A 15,599-nucleotide genomic window follows, 5' to 3' on the forward strand; every position below is an offset into this window, starting at 1 on the left:
GGTGGGGGCGGGCGTCGTCAGCCGGTGAGGTCGAACTCGGGACGCGCGGTGCCCGACGGCACGACGCCGTCGCCGGTGAGCGCGGCCCGCATGAGATCGGCGAAGACCGGGGCGGCGACCTGACCGCCCTCGGCCGAGCTGGTCGGCCGCTCGAGGTCGACGGCGACGACGTACTGCGGATCGTCGGCGGGAGCGAAGCCGACGAACGTGGTGATGTACCCGCCGCCGGCGTAGCTGCCGGTCTCCGGGTTGGCCCGCTGGGCGGTGCCGGTCTTGCCCGCCACGCGGAAGCCCTCGATCTGCGCCAGCGGGGCCGTGCCGCCGGGACCGACGACGGCCTCGAGCATGTGGGCGAGCGCGTCCGCGGTGGACCGGCTGACCACCCGCGTGCTCTTCGGCTCCGGCGTCGGCGTGACCCGGCCGCCGGGGGTGGTCACCGACCGGACGATGCGCGGCTCGACGCGGACCCCGCCGTTGGCCAGCGCCTGATAGATGGAGGCCATCTGCAGCGTGGTCACCGAGACGCCCTGCCCGATCGGGACGTTGGCGGCGCGGCTCTCGGTCCAGTCCGCCGAGTCCTCGAGGATGCCGCGGCTCTCGCCGGGGAGCTCGATGCCCGTCGTCCTTCCGACGCCGAAGGCGCGCAGGTACTCCTCGAGCTTGGCGTCGCCGATCTCGCGGGCCAGCATGATCGTGCCGACGTTGCTGGACTTGGCGAGGATGCCGGTGACGGTCCAGTCGACCGGGGCGTGGTCGTGGGCGTCGGTGACGACCCGGTCGCCCGCGTCGATGTGCCCGTTGACCGAGAGGACCCGGTCCGGCGTGGCCTTGCCCTCCTCGACGGCGGCGGCCAGGGTGACGGCCTTCATGACCGAGCCGGGCTCGAAGACGTCGGAGACCACCGGGTTGCCGAGCAGGTCGGGGTCGGTCTCGGAGTACTTGCCGGGGTCGTAGCCCGGGCAGGACCCCATCGCCACGACCTCTGCGGTCTTCACGTCGAGCACGACGGCGGAGGCCTGGGAGGTGTGACCGTCCGCGCAGGCCTCCCCCAGCCGCTGGTCGGTGACGAACTGCAGGTCCTGGTCGATGGTCAGGGTGACGTCGTGCCCGTCGGTCGCCTCGGTCACCTCGTCGATGCCCGAGGGGATCGGGTGCCCGCCGCTGCCGACCTCCACGATGCGCCGGCCGTCCGTGCCCGACAGCTGGTCCTCGAAGGTCCTCTCCACGCCGGCCAGCCCCTCGCCCTCGCGGCCGACGAAGCCGACGATCTGACCACCCACCGCGCCGGCCGGGTAGAGCCGCTCCGGGTCGTCCTCGAGGATGATCCCGGCGAGCCCCAGCTCCTCGACCGCGTCGGCGGTCTCCGGGGGCACCCGGGCGGCGAGCACGACGTAGCGGCCGTCGCGGGAGAGCCGCTCGGTCAGCTCGGGAACGGGGACGTCGAGCAGCGTGGTCAGCGCCAGCGCGGCACGCCGCGGGTCCTTGACTATGGACGGGTCGGCGACCACGCGGGAGGCGTCCACGGTGTAGGCCAGCGGGTTGCCGTCCCGGTCGAGGACCTGGCCGCGGAGGGCGGCCACCGTGTAGTTGCGCAGCCGGTCCTGCTCGGCCTCAGCGGCGTAGGCGGCGCCGTCGACGCCCTGGACCACCACGAGGCGGACCACGACGAAGACCAGCAGGGTGACGAGGAAGGTCAGCCCCCACTTGTTGCGCCGGCCCCGCTGGTCGACCGAGAGACCGGCGCCGCGCGTGCGCCTGGTGCCCGGGGCGCGACGGGAGACGAAAGGCCCGGTGTCGGCCCGGCCGGTGCCGGCCGGACGCACGGGTCGGGAGCCCCCGGCGGGTCCGCGGACGTCGTTCGGCACGGCTCAGTTCCCGCCGGGGGTGCCTGCCGCCGGCCCCTCGGCCGGAGCGGGGGCCGGTGCGGGAGCCGGTCCGGGAGCCGGAGCCGGCTCGGGGGTGCCCCGCATCGCCGTCGCCTCGGGGCCGATCACCAGGTAGCCGGGCACGCCCGCGGGCACGAGACCGGCGTCAGCGGCCTCGCGGGCGATCTCGGTGGGGGTCGCGCCGGAGACGACCTCGCGCTCGAGACGCTGCACCTCCTGGGCGCGCTCGGCGTTGGCCGCCCGGAGCTTGCTGGCCTGCAGCGAGTCGACGGCGATGGCGGTGTTCAGGACGAGCAGTCCGACCGTGGTCAGGCTGAGCATCGCCAGCATGAGGAGCACGACCGTCGCCTTGCGGGACAGCAGCGCGCCACGCGCCCGGCGACGCGGCCGGGCGCCGACGGTCGGCACCAGGCGGAGCTCCGGCCGGGTGGTGGGACGGGTCGTGCGGGCGCCCGTGACCCGCGCCGAAGCGGTGCGAGCGGTGGACGTGCGGGCGGTGGACGTGCGGGCGGTGGACGTGCGGGGCGAGGCGGTCGTGGAGGTGCGGACCGTGGTGCCGCGGGTCACCGGCTCGCGCGGCACGGTGACGCGGACGGCGGCGGCGCGGCTCATGCCGCCCGCCGGATGCGCTCGGCGGCGCGGACCCGGGCCGAGGCGGCGCGCGAGTTGGCGGAGACCTCGTCCTCGCCCGGCGCCTCTCCTCCGCGGGTCAGCAGCTTCAGGACGGGGCCGTACTCGGGCAGCGGCACGGGCAGGCCCGGCGGCGTCCGGTCGGCCGCCTCGGCGGCGAGGGTCTGCTTCACGATCCGGTCCTCCAAGGAGTGGAAGGTGATGACGGCGATCCGGCCACCCACGGCGAGGGCGTCGATCGCGGCGGGAAGGGCGCGCTCCAGCGCGCCGAGCTCGTCGTTGACCTCGATGCGCAGCGCCTGGAACGTGCGCTTCGCGGGGTGACCGCCGGTGCGGCGGGTGGCTGCGGGGATGGAGTCGCGGACCAGCTCGGCGAGGCGGGCGGTGCCGGTGAAGGGCTCGCGGACCCGCTCCCGCTCGATGGCCGAGGCGATCCGGGAGGCGAACCGCTCCTCGCCGTAGACGCGCAGCACGCGGGCCAGGTCCTTGGGCGGGTAGCTGTTGACGATCTCGGCGGCGGTGCGGCCGACGGTGGGGTCCATCCGCATGTCCAGCGGCGCGTCGGTGGAGTAGCTGAAGCCGCGGTCGGGCCGGTCCAGCTGGAGCGAGGAGACGCCGAGGTCGAACAGGACGCCCTGCACCTCGCGGATGCCGAGGCGGTCGAGCACCTCGGGCAGCTCGTCGAAGACGGCGGGGACCAGCGTGGCGCGCTCGGTGTGGCCGGCGGCCTCGATGCGGCGGGCTGCCTCGGCGCGGGCGTCGGGGTCGCGGTCCAGGCCGATCACCCGCAGGCCGGGGTGGGCGTCGAGCAGGGCGATGGTGTGGCCAGCCAGGCCGAGGGTCGCGTCGACGAGGACGGCGCCGTCAGCGGCGCAGGCGGGGCCGAGCAGCTCCAGCACGCGGTCCAGGAGGACCGAGACGTGCACCGGTGGCCGCTGGCCCGAGGCCGCGGCGGGGCCGGTGCTGGTCATCTCGTCTGCTGCCTCTCGAAGGATCCGGGCGGTGCCCGCGATGGTGCCGCGCGCGGGCGGGTCCCGGTGGGACGCACCGGTGCGGGTGGGGCGGGGTGGGTCAGGTGGTCGGTCTCTGGGGGCGGTGGGGCGGGGTGGGTCAGGTGGTCGGTCTCTGGGGGCGGTGGGGCGGGGTGGGGACCGTGGGGCGGAGTGGGGCGCAGGAACCGGTCCGGGAAGGAATCCGGCCCCGCGGGGGTCCGCCTGGCGTCGGGGAAGAGCGTCAGGTGGCGTTCCGCGGGGCCGGTGGGGTCGTTCCCTGCCGGCGGGGGCCCGTTCGTCGTCCGTGTCGTCCTCCGCTGTGGGACCGAGCCGCGGGGAAGGCGGCTGGGGCCCGGATCCGGTCGAGCCGCAGGGAAGGCGGCTCGAACGGGGCGGCACGGAGGCCGGTGGGGGCGGGTGGGGGCTCCCGGGGATCACGACAGCGTCGGCATCCCCTCGCTCTCCATGTCGGCGTACGCGGCCTCCAGCTCGGCCACGTAGGCCTCCCAGTTGGCGGCGTCCCAGATCTCGAAGCGGGTGTCGACGCCGACCACGACCACGTCGCGGTCCAGCCCGGCGTACTCGCGCAGGCTGGCCGGAAGGGTGATGCGGCCGGTCTTGTCGGGCTCGATCTCGACCATCGACCCGAAGCTCATGCGGGCGGCCATGCGCGCCCGGGCGGTGTCGGAGGGGGCCATGGCGGCCATCGCGGCGCTCTGCTCGGCGACCCGGGCCATGGTGAGGCCGTAGACGCAGCGCTCCTGGCCCTTCTTGATCACCATGCCGTCGGCCACCTGGTCGCGGAAGCGGACGGGGAGGGCGAGCCGGCCCTTCTCGTCGAGTCGCAACGGATAGCTGCCGACGAACACCGGATCACCTCCCGCATCTGTTCCTCCCGTGGCCCCGCAGGCACCCTGGACGGTCCCTGCCTCTCCACCGGCCGCCACAGTAACCCACTGGCCCCCACCTGACACCACTCATGCCCGTGTCGTGACCCCCCACCTCCACCTGCGCCCCTGGCCCGGACCGCAGCTGTGGGCAGCGCGGTCGCGACAGCCCGTCACCACGGCTCGTCGACGTACGGTGGGGCGGTGACGGAGACGACACGGTCCGCGGACGAGGCGGTCGATCCGTCGGTCGACGTCGCGGCGGAAGGTGCACGGATCGCGGCGAGCGTCGGACGCGTCGTCCAGGGCAAGGACCCGGTGGTTCGGCTGGCCCTGGTGGTCCTCCTCGCCGAGGGCCATCTGCTCATCGAGGACGTGCCAGGGGTCGGGAAGACCACGCTGGCGAAGGCCCTGGCCGCCTCGCTCGACGCGAGCGTCCGGCGGATCCAGTTCACCCCGGACCTGCTGCCGAGCGACGTCACCGGCGTGGCCGTCTACGACCAGGAGACCCGGGAGTTCGAGTTCAAGCCCGGTGCCGTCTTCGCCAACATCGTCGTGGCCGACGAGATCAACCGCGCCTCCCCCAAGACCCAGTCCGCCCTCCTGGAGTGCATGGAGGAGCGCCAGGTCACCGTCGACGGCGTCAGCTACGAGCTCGCCCGGCCGTTCATGGTCATGGCCACCCAGAACCCGCTGGAGATGGAGGGGACCTATCCGCTCCCCGAGGCGCAGCGGGACCGCTTCACCGCGCGCGTCTCCATGGGCTATCCGGATCCCGCCGCCGAGCTGGCCATGCTCGACGACCGCGCGACCGCCGATCCGCTCGCCGGGCTGCGGCCGGTGGCCGACGCGGCTCTCGTGCGCTCGCTGGTCGCGGCGGTCGGCCGGCTGCACGTGTCCGAGGCGGTGCGCCGCTACGTGGTCGCCCTGGTGGAGGCCACCCGCCGCTCCCCCGACCTCCGCCTGGGCGCCTCACCCCGCGCCGGGCTGCAGCTGCTCCGGGCCGCCCGTGCGTCGGCTGCGCTGGACGGGCGCGACCACGTGCTCCCCGACGACGTGCAGGCCCTCGCCGTGCCGGTGCTCGCCCACCGGCTGCTGCTCGGCAGCGATGCCACCGTGGGCCGGCGCAGCGCGGAACAGGTGGTGGCACAGCTGCTCGCCTCGGTCCCCGTCCCCCGCGGTCGCTGAGGATGCGGGGAGCACGCGGACGGGCGCTGCCCGTCCTCACCCTGCGCGGCCGGTGCCTGATCGGCGGCGGCCTCGCCCTGGCAATGGCGGGGGTGGTGCTCGGCGAGGTGTCCCTCGTGCAGCTCGCCGTCTTCGTGCTGGCCCTGCCGCTGCTCGCCGCGCTGGGCGTGATCCGGAACCGGTTCCGGATCAGCACCCGGCGGAGCATCTCCCCGGCCCGCGTGCCGCGCGGAGCCCTGGCCGAGGTGGTCGTCGAGCTCGGCAGCACCGATGACCGTCGTGGCGGGCTGTGGCTGCTGACCGAGCAGCTCCCCGCGGCCCTCGGGCCCTCGCCCCGCTACACGGTGTCCGGCCTTCCCTCGGGCGGGACCGCGCTCCTGCGGTACGCCGTCGCCGGCCGGGTCCGCGGCCGCTACGAGCTCGGTCCGCTGCGGCTGCGCGTCGTCGACCCGTTCGGCCTCGTCGAGCGCACCGCGTCGGGCACCGGGACCGTGCCGCTCGTCGTCGTCCCCCGGGTCCGACCGCTGGAGGACGCCGGCCCCGGCGTCGAGCAGGGGCGCGGTGGGAGCGGCGCGCACCGCTCGATCGCCACCTCCGGCGACGACGACGTCAGCGTGCGCGAGTACCGGCGCGGCGACGACCTGCGCAAGGTGCACTGGCGGGCGACCGCGCGCACCGGCGAGCTCATGGTCCGCATGGAGGAACGTCCCTGGCACCCGCAGGGCACGCTGCTGCTCGACACCCGCTCCCGGGCGCACCTGCTCGCCCCGGCGCGACGGGACGCCGCACCCCTGCCCGGCCCGCCCGGTGACGACTGCCCGCCCGGCGACAGCCTCGAGTGGCTCGTCGAGGCCGCCGCCAGCATCGGCAGCGCCCTGGCCCGGCGCGGCTCGGCCGTCCGGGTCGTCACCGACGCCGGCGAGCTCGCCGCCTCTCCGGGCCGGACGGGGCTGCGCGCCGACGAGCTGCTCGACCGGCTGGCCACTGTGGGGCCCTCCCGCGTCCCGGATCTCCGGAGCGCGATCGAGACCGCCTGCCGCGCCGCCGGGGACGGCCCGCTGATCTGCCTCCTAGGCGCGGTGGGGCCCGATGACGTGGCACCGCTGGCCCAGCTGCGCCCGGGGCGGGGCTCCGACGTCGCCGTGCTGCTCGACGTGACCGGCTGGGCGGCTCCGGCAGGCCGCGGACGCCGTCCGGCGCGCGACGTGCTGGGGCTCCAGCGCGAGGAGGCCGCGACGCTGCTGACCGCGGCCGGCTGGCGGGTGGTCGTCGCCGGCGCCGGCCAGGGAGTGGCCGACGCCTGGGCGCTGGCCGCAGCGCCCGCGCGGATGTCCGCATGATCCGCGCCGACCTCCGCAGCGCCTGCGCGGCCGCCGTCGCCACCCTGCTCGGCACGATCGCGCTCACCCCGGTCTTCACCTCCTCCGACTGGTTCCCCCCTGCGTTCGTCGTCGTCGGCGCGGTGCTGGCCGGTGGACTGCTGATCCGGATGGCCGGGGACCGGGCAGCCGGCGGCCGGGAACCCTCCGGGTCCTGGGCGCTCCTCGTCCCGGTCGGGCAGCTCGTGCTGGTGGCCTGCGGGCTCACCGCGCTGTTCGCCCCGGACGGCGCCGTCGCCGGGTTGGTGCCGACCCCGGAGAGCCTGAGGGGGCTGGGGGGCGTCCTGGCCGACGGCGTGGCCGAGGTCCGGGAGCAGGCCACGCCGGCGCTGCCGCTGAACGGGCTGCTGGCGCTCACCACCCTGTTCGTGGGCCTGGTCGCCGTGGCGGTGGACCTCGTCGCGGTGACCGCGCGCCGGCCGGCCGTCGCCGGGCTCGCCCTGCTGGTCCTGTTCTGCGTTCCGGTCGGAACCGTCACCGGGGCGATCGGGCTACCGGCGCTGCTGGCTCCGGCGGCCGGGTTCGCCGTCCTGCTCTGGGCCGACCAGCAGCGGGCGCTCGCCGGGTCGCACGGGCGAGCCGGGGGCAGCGGGGCCGCGATGCGGATCGCCGCCGTGGCGCTGGTCGCCGGCGTCGTCCTGGGCCCGCTCGTGCCCACGGTGACGGAGGGCTCGTTCGGCACCGGCCTGGGCGGTGGCGCCGGCGGCGCGACCGGGACGTCGCTGGACCCGGTGGCGGAGCTGCGCGGGGAGCTGAGCCGTCCCGAGCCGATCGACCTGCTGCGCGTCGACGCATCCGTCGAGGACCTGGGCTACCTGCGGGCCGTGGCCCTGGACGTGTACGACCCCGAGCAGGGCTGGACGCTGAGCAACCTCGACGGTGAGGTCTCGGTGGCCGACGACGACCTCCTCGCCCCACTGCCGAGCCGGCAGCCCGGCCGGCCGGTGAACGCCTCGATCCGGGTGCTGGAGCACGACGATCGGTTCCTGCCGGTGCCGACGTCGCCCCTGGCGGTGGACGTCGGCGAGGACGGCGGGGCCTGGCGCTTCGACGGGCCCACCGGCACGGTGTTCGGCCGGGACACCTCCAGCGCCGGCCTGGAGTACCGGGTGCGGGCCGTCGAGCCGCGCCCGTCGGCCGACCTGCTCGGCCGCGCGGTGACGCTGCCGCCGGGCTCCCCGCTGCAGGAGCGCTTCGGTGTCCTGCCGGAACTGGACCCCTCGGTCGGCGCGCTGACCGCCGAGCTCACGGCAGACGCGGCCACACCCTACGAGCGGGTCCTCCGCATCCAGGAGTACCTCACCGACCGGCGCAACGGCTTCACCTACAGCCTGTCCACGTCGCCCGGGACCTCCGGCGACGACCTCGTCGACTTCCTCCGGCTCAAGCGCGGCTACTGCGAGCAGTACGCCGGCGCCATGGCGGTGCTGGTGCGGCAGGCGGGCCTGCCCTCGCGGGTGGCGCTGGGCTACACGCCCGGATCGGTGCAGGACGACCGCAGCAGGCTGGTGACCAGCGACGACGCGCACGCCTGGGTCGAGGTCTTCTTCCAGGGCTACGGCTGGGTGGCGTTCGATCCGACGCCGATCGCCCTCGACCGGCGGGTGCCCCTGCCGTGGTCGCCGCGGGTCACCGACGAGCGCGAGGAGGTCGAGGCGGCTCCTGCTCCGTCCGCGCCGACCGAGGCGCCGCCGGTGGAGGTGCCGCGCGAGGACCGGGCGCCCGCGCCGGCACCCCAGGCGCAGACCCCGCAGGGCTCGTCGACCTCGCTGCGCCCGGTGCTGGTCGCGGTGGGCGCGGGAGCCGCCGTCGGAGCGCTGCTGGCCCTTCCGGGCGGCCTGCGGGTGCTGCGACGCCGGCGCCGCCTGGCCGGTGGCTCACCGGCCGGGCTGTGGGACGAGCTGCGCGCGAGCGCCACCGACCTCGGCATCCGGCTGGACCCCGCGTGGACTCCGCGGCAGGTGGCCGCGGAGCTCACCACCGCGGCGCGCCCGGCACCCGGTCTCGCCGAGGCCTTCGCCGACCTGGCCCGCGCCGAGGAAGCCGCCACCTACGGCCGGCCGGGCGCCGGGAGCCTCGACGCCCGCCTGCCGGCGGCGCTGCGGACGGCGCGCGCCGGGCTGGACGCCGCGGCCCCGTGGCACCGGCGGGTGGGGGCGCGGCTGTGGCCGGCGTCGGTGCTGGGCGAACTGCGGGCCGCACTCCCCCGACGCCCCGGAACGACACCGGCCGCCGTCCGGTGAGGACGGCGGCCGGGGCCTGAGGCGTACGGGCTACTGGTCGTAGCGGCGGCGGAATCGCTCCTCGAGGCGGTTCTTCATCGGCTGACGCGTCCGGCCACCGCGGCCGGCGGCGGAGGAGCCGCGCGGACCGGTGGGCCCGGCGGCCTCGACGGCGCCGGTGGCGGAGCGGTAGTTCAGCACGCCGAGGGCGACCCCGCCGAAGGCGACGAGGAAGCCCGCGACGCCGAGGATCACCGAGCCGGTCACGGGGCCGGCCACCAGGACGGCGAGGCCGACCAGGACCAGCAGGGCACCGAGTTGCAGCTTGCGGCGGGCCTTCAGCCGGCGATCGCCGGTGCGGACCGAGGAAGCGAACTTGGGATCGTCATCGACGAGGGCGCGCTCGATCTGCTCCAGCAGACGCTGCTCGTGCTCGGAGAGCGGCACGTCGACCTCCAAATGCCAGTTCCGTCGAGGGCTCCCCCCGACGGTGTCACCGAGGATACGAGCCGATTGCAGGCTGCGAAAGGCGACGGCGTGGCGACCCGCCGTACGAGCTTCCCGCTCACCCGTCCGAGCAGGCGTCGCCGGACGTTTTCGCAGGTCAGCGAGGCGTCCCGCCGGGACGCCCCGAACGGTGCAACAGGGTGGCGGGACGGACGGCGCCGGCCCCGAACCGGCGGGCGGCGCGATCGGCGGCGAGCTCGGCCTCCCGACGACCGTGTTCGCGGGCGCCGAGCTCCAGTTGCTGGGGCGTCTCGTCGGCGTCGACGAGACGCTCTGCCCGCACGCCGACGAGCCGGATCCGGGCCCGGTCGAGCCCTAGGGCGTCGTACAGCGCCCGAGAGGTGTCGTAGAGGTCCTTCCCCACGTCGGTGGGGGTGCCGAGCGTGCGGCTGCGGGTGATCGTCGCGAAGTCGGCGAACCGCACCTTGATGGTCACCGTGCGGGTCAGGCAGCCCATCGAACGCAGCCGGCCGGCCGTGCGCTCGGACAGGTGCAGCAGTTCGCGGTGGATCACCGCGGGATCGTCGACGTCGGTGGAGAAGGTCTCCTCCGCGCCGGTGGACCGCTCCGGCTCGTCGGGGACGACCCGCCGGGGGTCGCGGCCCCACGCCAGCTCGTGCAGGTGACCGCCGGCCGCGGCGCCGAGCGCCCGCTGCAGCGTGCGCGCCGGGACGTGCGCCAGGTCGCCCACGGTGCGCAGCCCCAGCCGCAGCAGCGTCTCCTCGGTCTTGGGCCCCACTCCCCACAGGGCGCCCACCGGCAGCGGGTGCAGGAAACCCATGACCTCCGCCGGGCGGACGACGCGCATGCCGTCGGGCTTGGCCGAGGTGGAGGCCAGCTTCGCCACGAACTTGGTGCCGGCCACCCCGACCGAGCAGGTGATGCCCTGCTCGTCGAAGACCCGGGCCCGGATGTGCTCGCCGATCTCCACGGCGTCGCCCAGCCGGCGACCGCTCCCGGCGACGTCGAGGAACGCCTCGTCCAGGCTCAGCGGCTCCACCAGCGGCGTGATCGAGCGGAACAGCGCCATGACCGAGCGGGACACCTCGGTGTAGAGCGCCATGTCCCCCGGCAGGACCGTCGCCGTCGGGCACAGCCGCAGCGCCCGGCCGACCGGCATCGCCGCGTGCACTCCGTACCGGCGGGCCTCGTAGGTGGCGGAGGTGACCACGCCGCGGTTGCCCGACCCGCCGACGATCACCGGCGTGCCGGCCAGCTCGGGGCGCCGCCGCACCTCGACGCTGGCGAAGAAGGCATCCATGTCGACGTGCAGGACCGTGCACCCCGCCACTCGCTCCACCACTCCTCCTTCGAACAACTGTTCGACAGGATAGCGGCCGCTCCCGCCGGTGTCGCACGCCTCGCCGCGCAGGTCGTGGCGCAGGTGTGAGTTCGTGATCACGGAGGTAAGCAGCCCGCAGGGGCCGCCGTCCGGCGGCCCGGATCGACCTGATCGGAGGAGCCATGGCTCTGGACGACGAGAAGACGACCGGCGACGCCGGCGCCGACGGCGGCGCGGACAGCGGTGCCGACGGCGGCGCTGTCGGTTCGCACGACGGTGGCGCCGACGGCGGCGCGGACTCGGGCGCCGACAAGGGCGCGGACAAGGGTGCCGACGGCGGCGCCGACGGTGGCGCCGACTCCGGTGCGGACGGCGGCTCCGACGGTGGCTCGGACGGCGGTGCCGATGGTGGTGCCGACGGCGGCGCGGACGGTTCGGCCTGACCGAGAACCCGACCTCGCAGGGCGGGGCGGAGCAGCTGCTCCGCCCCGCCCTGCGGCGGTGCACCAACATGGCGCCGGACGAGTTCGGCGAGAAGTACTGGGCGCAGCGGCCCCTGCTGACCCGCGCCGAGGAGACCGGCAACTCCTTCACCGATCTGCTCGACCTCCCGGCGGTCGACGAGCTGCTCTCCCGCCGCGGCCTGCGCACACCGTTCCTGCGCATCGCGAAGGACGGCGCCGTCGTCGACGCCAAGCGCTTCACGACCTCCGGCGGCGCCGGGGCGGAGATCGCCGACCAGGTGAGCTCGGACTCCGTGCTGCGGCTGTTCGCCGAGGGCAGCACCGTCGTCCTGCAGGGCCTGCACCGGCTGTGGCCGCCGCTGATCGAGTTCGCCGACTCCCTCGCCGCCGACCTGGGCCACCCGACGCAGGTGAACGCGTACGTCACCCCGCCGTCCTCCCGCGGCTTCAGCCCGCACTACGACGTCCACGACGTCTTCGTGCTGCAGGTCGCCGGCGAGAAGCACTGGACGATCCACGAGCCGGTCCTCCCCGACCCGCTGCGGACCCAGGTCTGGAACGACCGGGCCGACGAGGTCGCCGCCGCCGCCGAGCGCGAGCCGGTCATCGACGCGGTGCTGCGCCCCGGCGACGCCCTCTACCTGCCCCGCGGCTACCTGCACTCCGCCCGGGCGCTCGGCGAGATCAGCGCCCACCTGACCGTCGGCATCCACTCCGTGACCCGCTGGGCGGCCGCGGAGTCGGCGCTGGACCTGGTGCGGACGCTGGCCGCCGAGGACCGCTCGCTGCGCGGCTCGTTCCCCCTGGGCGTGGACCTGGGCGATCCCGACGTCCTCGCCGAGGACGTCGCCGCCGTCGTCTCCTCCCTGCAGGAGTGGCTGGGCCGGGTCGACCCCGCCGAGGTCGCCGAGCGGCTGCGCGCCCGCACCTGGGCGCAGGTGCGCCCCGAGCCCGTGGCGCCGCTGGCGCAGGCCACCGCGGCCTCCGCGCTGACGGCGGACACCGTGCTGCGGCTGCGGACCCGGCTGCGGTGCGCCCTCCGCGACGGCGCCGACGGCCAGGTGCTGCTCATCGGCGGGCGGCGCACCCATACGTTTCCGGCGTCGGAGCGGCCCGCGCTGGCCGAGCTGCTGGCCGTCGGCGAGCTCAAGGTCGCCGACCTCCCCGGCCTCGACGCGGCCGACCGGATCGCGCTGGCCCGTCGGCTGGTGACCGAGTCGATCGCCACGGTCCCCGACATCGAGCTGTCGAGCCCGCCGTCCGCGCCGTGAGCGCCGGAACGCCTGACGACTTCTGCCGCACCGACGTCCCGGGCCGGCCGGCAGGCCGGATCGACGACGCGCGCTGCTCGGCGCAGGCGCTGCTCCGCGGCGACTCCCCGGTGGCCACCGCCTCCCCCGCCACGCGCTGGCTGCTGATCGAGCAGCCGGGGCCGTGGGGGCACGACGCCCTTCCGGAGTCCCGGTTCGACAGCGCCGTGGCGCCGCAGCTCGCCCGGCGGTCACGGGCCGAGGGGGTCCGCCTGCTGCTGGTCCGCAGGCCGGGCGACCGGCTCGCCGACTCGGGCCGGCGCTGGGCCTACGCCGACAGCCGGGCCGGCCGCGAGGGGCTCTGGTGGTCGGTGCGGTCGTCGGACGCCGAGCTGCTCACCGCGCCGTGGGACGGATCGGTCGGCGAGGCCGCGACGGAGCCGGTCTACCTGGTCTGCACCCACGGCGGCCACGACGCCTGCTGTGCGCTGCGTGGCCGGCCGCTGGCCCGGGCGATGGCCCGGTCGACGGCGGCCGTCTGGGAGTGCAGCCACCTGGGCGGGGACCGCTTCGCCGCGAACGTCGTCGTCCTTCCGCACGGCTTCTACTACGGGCAGGTGCCTGGCGACGGCGCCGATCTGGTGGCCGCCCACGGTCGCGGGCAGGTCGCGCTGCCGTGGCTGCGTGGCCGGGCCGGGGTGCCCGTCCCGGGCCAGGCGGCGCAGCACTTCGCCCGCGCCGAACTGGGGCTGCTCGGCATCGAGGACCTGCCGGTGGTCTCGGTCGTCCAGCGGACGCCGCCGGGCGCGCACGTCGAGCGGTGGACGGTGACCCTGGCCGGGCCGGACGGCGACGTCGTCACCGACGTGGAGAGCTCCCCCTCGGAGACGACAGCCCTGCTCACCTGCCGCGCCGTCCACCCCGCCCACTCGCGAACGTGGCAGGTGACGTTCGCGAACTGATCAACCCAGGGCGCGGCCGTGGGCCAGGAGCAGCGGGATCGCGAGCTCGGTGGCGGTGAGCGAGCCGTGGTACGCCGCCAGCCTGCTGGGTCCGGGCTCGAGCCGGGGCGTCACCAGCGCCCAGCTGCCCCGGGCGAGCGCGACGACGTCGCCGATCCGGGCGGCGAGCGCGGCGTCGACGGGGCCGAAGACGCCGGAGGCGATCGCCTCGTCGCGGCCGACGACCCAGGCGCGGTCGCCGAGGACGCCGCGCCAGCGCTCGAGGACGTCGTCCTCGGCGCCCGGCTCGGCGTGCACGTAGCGGGCCCGGGGTTCGCCGGCGAGCAGCCGCACGCCGTCGGCGAGGTCGGGTTCCTCGTCGAGGTCGAACCGGGTGTGCGCCGGGACGTCGAGCATCCCGTGGTCGGCGGTGACCAGCAGGGCGGCGTCGTCCGGGAGTTCATCCACGAGCTGCGCGACGAGGGCGTCGACCTGCTGGAGCTGGGCCCGCCAGCTCGGGGAGTCGACGCCGCGGACGTGCCCGGTGAGGTCCAGCTCGGCGAGGTAGCCGTAGACCAGGGCGCGGGGGCCGGCGTCCAGGGCGGTGCGCATCAGGGCGGTGAGGTCGCCGGGGCCGACGCTTCCGGTGTAGTTCCCGCCGCGGTAGGCGGCCTCGGTGAGCCCCGAACCCGCGTAGGCCCACGGGCCGACGGCGGTGACGGCGATCCCGTCGGCGGCGGCCCGCTCGAAGACCGTCGGCTGCGCCATCCAGTCGGCGGGGTCGGGGTCGTCGGCCCACTGGGTGTGGTTGAGGGTGCGCCCCTCCCCCGGCACCTCGGTGACGAAGCCGAGCACGCCGTGGCTGCCCGGCGGAAGTCCGGTGGTGAGGGTCGTGAGGCTGACCGGCGTGGTGCTGGGGCAGGGCGCGGCGAGGTCACCGGCCGGGCTGGTCAGCGCGGACAGGGTGGGCGCGAGCTCGGCGTGCGCGCGGATCAGGTCGGCGCCGAGGCCGTCGACGAGCAGGACGGCCACGCGACGGGCGCCCTGCAGCGCCTCGGTGAGGCCGAGCGGATCGGCGGGCACGTCGCCGCGGTTCAGCGGCGTGCCGAGGGCCGCGGTCGCACTCGGGAGGACGTCGGCCAGGCTGGCCGCGCCGTAGGCCGGCACCTGCAGGTCGGCGGGGAGCGCGCCGGCCGGGGAAGTCACGGCCGGGTGGCCAGCAGGTGCAGCCCGGCGGCCACCTCGCGGTAGGGCGAGGTCCCGGCGAGCGCCAGCTCCAGGTTGCGGACCGCTGCCACGTCGGCTCCCGACGCCGCCTCGAGCAGGTCCGCGACGACCGACACCCCGCGCCACTCGCCCGCGGTCAGGCCGGCACCGTCGACGAGGACCAGGAGGTCGCCGTGGGTGAACCGGCGGCGACCGGTCCGGCCGGGGACCGTCTCCTGGTCGCGGAGGACGGCGAGCGCATCCACCGGCTGGCCGGCGATGGCCCGGGCGAGGACGGCCCCCGCCCGGTTGGCGACGGCGAGGCTCACGGTTCCGCCCGGCCGCAGGGCGCCGGCGATCTCGCGCAGCGTCACCGCCGGGTCGTCGACCACCTCGAGGACGGAGTGGCAGAGGGCGAGGTCGTAGCCGCCGTCGTCGGCGAGCACCTCGTGCAGCAGGTCGCCGTCGCCCTGGACGCCGACGACCTGCTCCCCCACGCCGTCGTTCTGGGCACGGCGGCGCAGCGTGGCGAGGGCGTCGGCGCTGGGGTCGACGACGGTGACGGTGTGCCCCAGCCGGGCGAGGGGGACGGCGAACATGCCGCTCCCACCGCCGACGTCGAGCACACGCAGCGGGCTGCCCGCGCCCACGAGCGGGTCGAGCGCGGCCCACACGGCGGCGGTGCGGACGGGCAGCTGGGCCGCGGTCGGCGAGGGAGGAACTGTCGGCACCCACCGGAGCCTAGTGGCGGGGTGGCCGTGATGA

General features: G+C 76.0%; 14 protein-coding genes. 6 read left to right on the top strand and 8 right to left on the bottom strand.

The genetic code is table 11. The features are described 5' to 3' along the window. Positions 1-17: 17 nt before the first annotated feature. The 4 genes from LBW97_RS01260 to mraZ all read right to left on the bottom strand — a co-directional run bounded on the left by LBW97_RS01260 (position 18) and on the right by mraZ (position 4,377). A complete protein-coding gene (locus tag LBW97_RS01260) occupies positions 18-1,865 on the bottom strand; it encodes a penicillin-binding protein 2 (protein ID WP_224497592.1) in 1,848 nt (615 codons plus the stop codon). A 3-nt stretch (positions 1,866-1,868) separates the two neighbouring features. Next, on the bottom strand, positions 1,869-2,498 hold the full coding sequence (locus LBW97_RS01265; protein WP_224497593.1) for a hypothetical protein: 630 nt from the start codon (positions 2,496-2,498) through the stop codon (positions 1,869-1,871). Then, positions 2,495-3,487: a 16S rRNA (cytosine(1402)-N(4))-methyltransferase RsmH gene (rsmH, locus tag LBW97_RS01270; protein WP_224497594.1), complete on the bottom strand. Its 993-nt coding sequence runs from the start codon at positions 3,485-3,487 to the stop codon at positions 2,495-2,497. Before rsmH ends, LBW97_RS01265 begins: the two co-directional genes overlap by 4 nt. 455 nt (positions 3,488-3,942) lie before the next feature. Beyond that, positions 3,943-4,377: a division/cell wall cluster transcriptional repressor MraZ gene (mraZ, locus tag LBW97_RS20285; protein WP_224497595.1), complete on the bottom strand. Its 435-nt coding sequence runs from the start codon at positions 4,375-4,377 to the stop codon at positions 3,943-3,945. A 222-nt stretch (positions 4,378-4,599) separates the two neighbouring features. Between mraZ and LBW97_RS01280 the strand changes: the two genes are divergently transcribed. The 3 genes from LBW97_RS01280 to LBW97_RS01290 are packed head-to-tail and all read left to right on the top strand — an operon-like array spanning position 4,600 to position 9,205. Then, positions 4,600-5,583, top strand: a complete 984-nt coding sequence (locus LBW97_RS01280) for a MoxR family ATPase (protein ID WP_224497596.1) — start codon at positions 4,600-4,602, stop codon at positions 5,581-5,583. Positions 5,584-5,585: 2 nt separating this feature from the next. Next, positions 5,586-6,923 carry a DUF58 domain-containing protein gene (locus tag LBW97_RS01285; RefSeq protein ID WP_224497597.1) on the top strand — a complete coding sequence of 446 codons (1,338 nt, stop codon included), beginning with the start codon at positions 5,586-5,588 and terminating at the stop codon, positions 6,921-6,923. Next, on the top strand, positions 6,920-9,205 hold the full coding sequence (locus LBW97_RS01290) for a DUF3488 and transglutaminase-like domain-containing protein (RefSeq protein WP_224497598.1): 2,286 nt from the start codon (positions 6,920-6,922) through the stop codon (positions 9,203-9,205). The genes LBW97_RS01285 and LBW97_RS01290 overlap by 4 nt, the downstream gene beginning before the upstream one ends. 30 nt (positions 9,206-9,235) lie before the next feature. Here the strand turns inward: LBW97_RS01290 and LBW97_RS01295 are convergent, their stop codons facing one another. Then, entirely contained in the window at positions 9,236-9,631 is a 396-nt protein-coding gene (locus LBW97_RS01295; protein WP_224497599.1) for a DUF3040 domain-containing protein, read from the bottom strand. Between the two features lie 157 nt (positions 9,632-9,788). After that, the gene (dinB, locus tag LBW97_RS01300; RefSeq protein WP_224497600.1) at positions 9,789-10,991 is read right to left on the bottom strand and encodes a DNA polymerase IV; all 1,203 of its coding nucleotides are present in this window, start codon (positions 10,989-10,991) and stop codon (positions 9,789-9,791) included. Positions 10,992-11,155: 164 nt separating this feature from the next. Between dinB and LBW97_RS01305 the strand changes: the two genes are divergently transcribed. The 3 genes from LBW97_RS01305 to LBW97_RS20290 all read left to right on the top strand — a co-directional run bounded on the left by LBW97_RS01305 (position 11,156) and on the right by LBW97_RS20290 (position 13,649). Further along, on the top strand, positions 11,156-11,416 hold the full coding sequence (locus LBW97_RS01305; RefSeq protein WP_224497601.1) for a hypothetical protein: 261 nt from the start codon (positions 11,156-11,158) through the stop codon (positions 11,414-11,416). 68 nt (positions 11,417-11,484) lie between these two features. Further along, on the top strand, positions 11,485-12,708 hold the full coding sequence (locus tag LBW97_RS01310; RefSeq protein ID WP_224497602.1) for a cupin domain-containing protein: 1,224 nt from the start codon (positions 11,485-11,487) through the stop codon (positions 12,706-12,708). Continuing rightward, a complete protein-coding gene (locus tag LBW97_RS20290) occupies positions 12,705-13,649 on the top strand; it encodes a sucrase ferredoxin (RefSeq protein ID WP_224497603.1) in 945 nt (314 codons plus the stop codon). Before LBW97_RS01310 ends, LBW97_RS20290 begins: the two co-directional genes overlap by 4 nt. Here the strand turns inward: LBW97_RS20290 and LBW97_RS01320 are convergent, their stop codons facing one another. Next, positions 13,650-14,834, bottom strand: a complete 1,185-nt coding sequence (locus tag LBW97_RS01320; RefSeq protein ID WP_224497604.1) for an alkaline phosphatase family protein — start codon at positions 14,832-14,834, stop codon at positions 13,650-13,652. It abuts the gene before it with no gap. Continuing rightward, on the bottom strand, positions 14,831-15,565 hold the full coding sequence (locus LBW97_RS01325) for a bifunctional 2-polyprenyl-6-hydroxyphenol methylase/3-demethylubiquinol 3-O-methyltransferase UbiG (protein WP_224497605.1): 735 nt from the start codon (positions 15,563-15,565) through the stop codon (positions 14,831-14,833). Before LBW97_RS01325 ends, LBW97_RS01320 begins: the two co-directional genes overlap by 4 nt. Positions 15,566-15,599: the final 34 nt, after the last annotated feature.

The sequence above is a fragment of the Blastococcus sp. LR1 genome (genome assembly GCF_020166105.1).
GTDB lineage: Bacteria > Actinomycetota > Actinomycetes > Mycobacteriales > Geodermatophilaceae > Blastococcus.

Coding starts and splice junctions, on each gene's coding strand:
- LBW97_RS01265 (WP_224497593.1), bottom strand. CDS start 2,498: ATGAGCCGCGCCGCCGCCGTCCGCGTCACCGTGCCGCGCGAGCCGGTG.
- LBW97_RS01290 (WP_224497598.1), top strand. CDS start 6,920: ATGATCCGCGCCGACCTCCGCAGCGCCTGCGCGGCCGCCGTCGCCACC.
- rsmH (WP_224497594.1), bottom strand. CDS start 3,487: ATGACCAGCACCGGCCCCGCCGCGGCCTCGGGCCAGCGGCCACCGGTG.
- LBW97_RS01305 (WP_224497601.1), top strand. CDS start 11,156: ATGGCTCTGGACGACGAGAAGACGACCGGCGACGCCGGCGCCGACGGC.
- LBW97_RS01310 (WP_224497602.1), top strand. CDS start 11,485: ATGGCGCCGGACGAGTTCGGCGAGAAGTACTGGGCGCAGCGGCCCCTG.
- LBW97_RS01285 (WP_224497597.1), top strand. CDS start 5,586: ATGCGGGGAGCACGCGGACGGGCGCTGCCCGTCCTCACCCTGCGCGGC.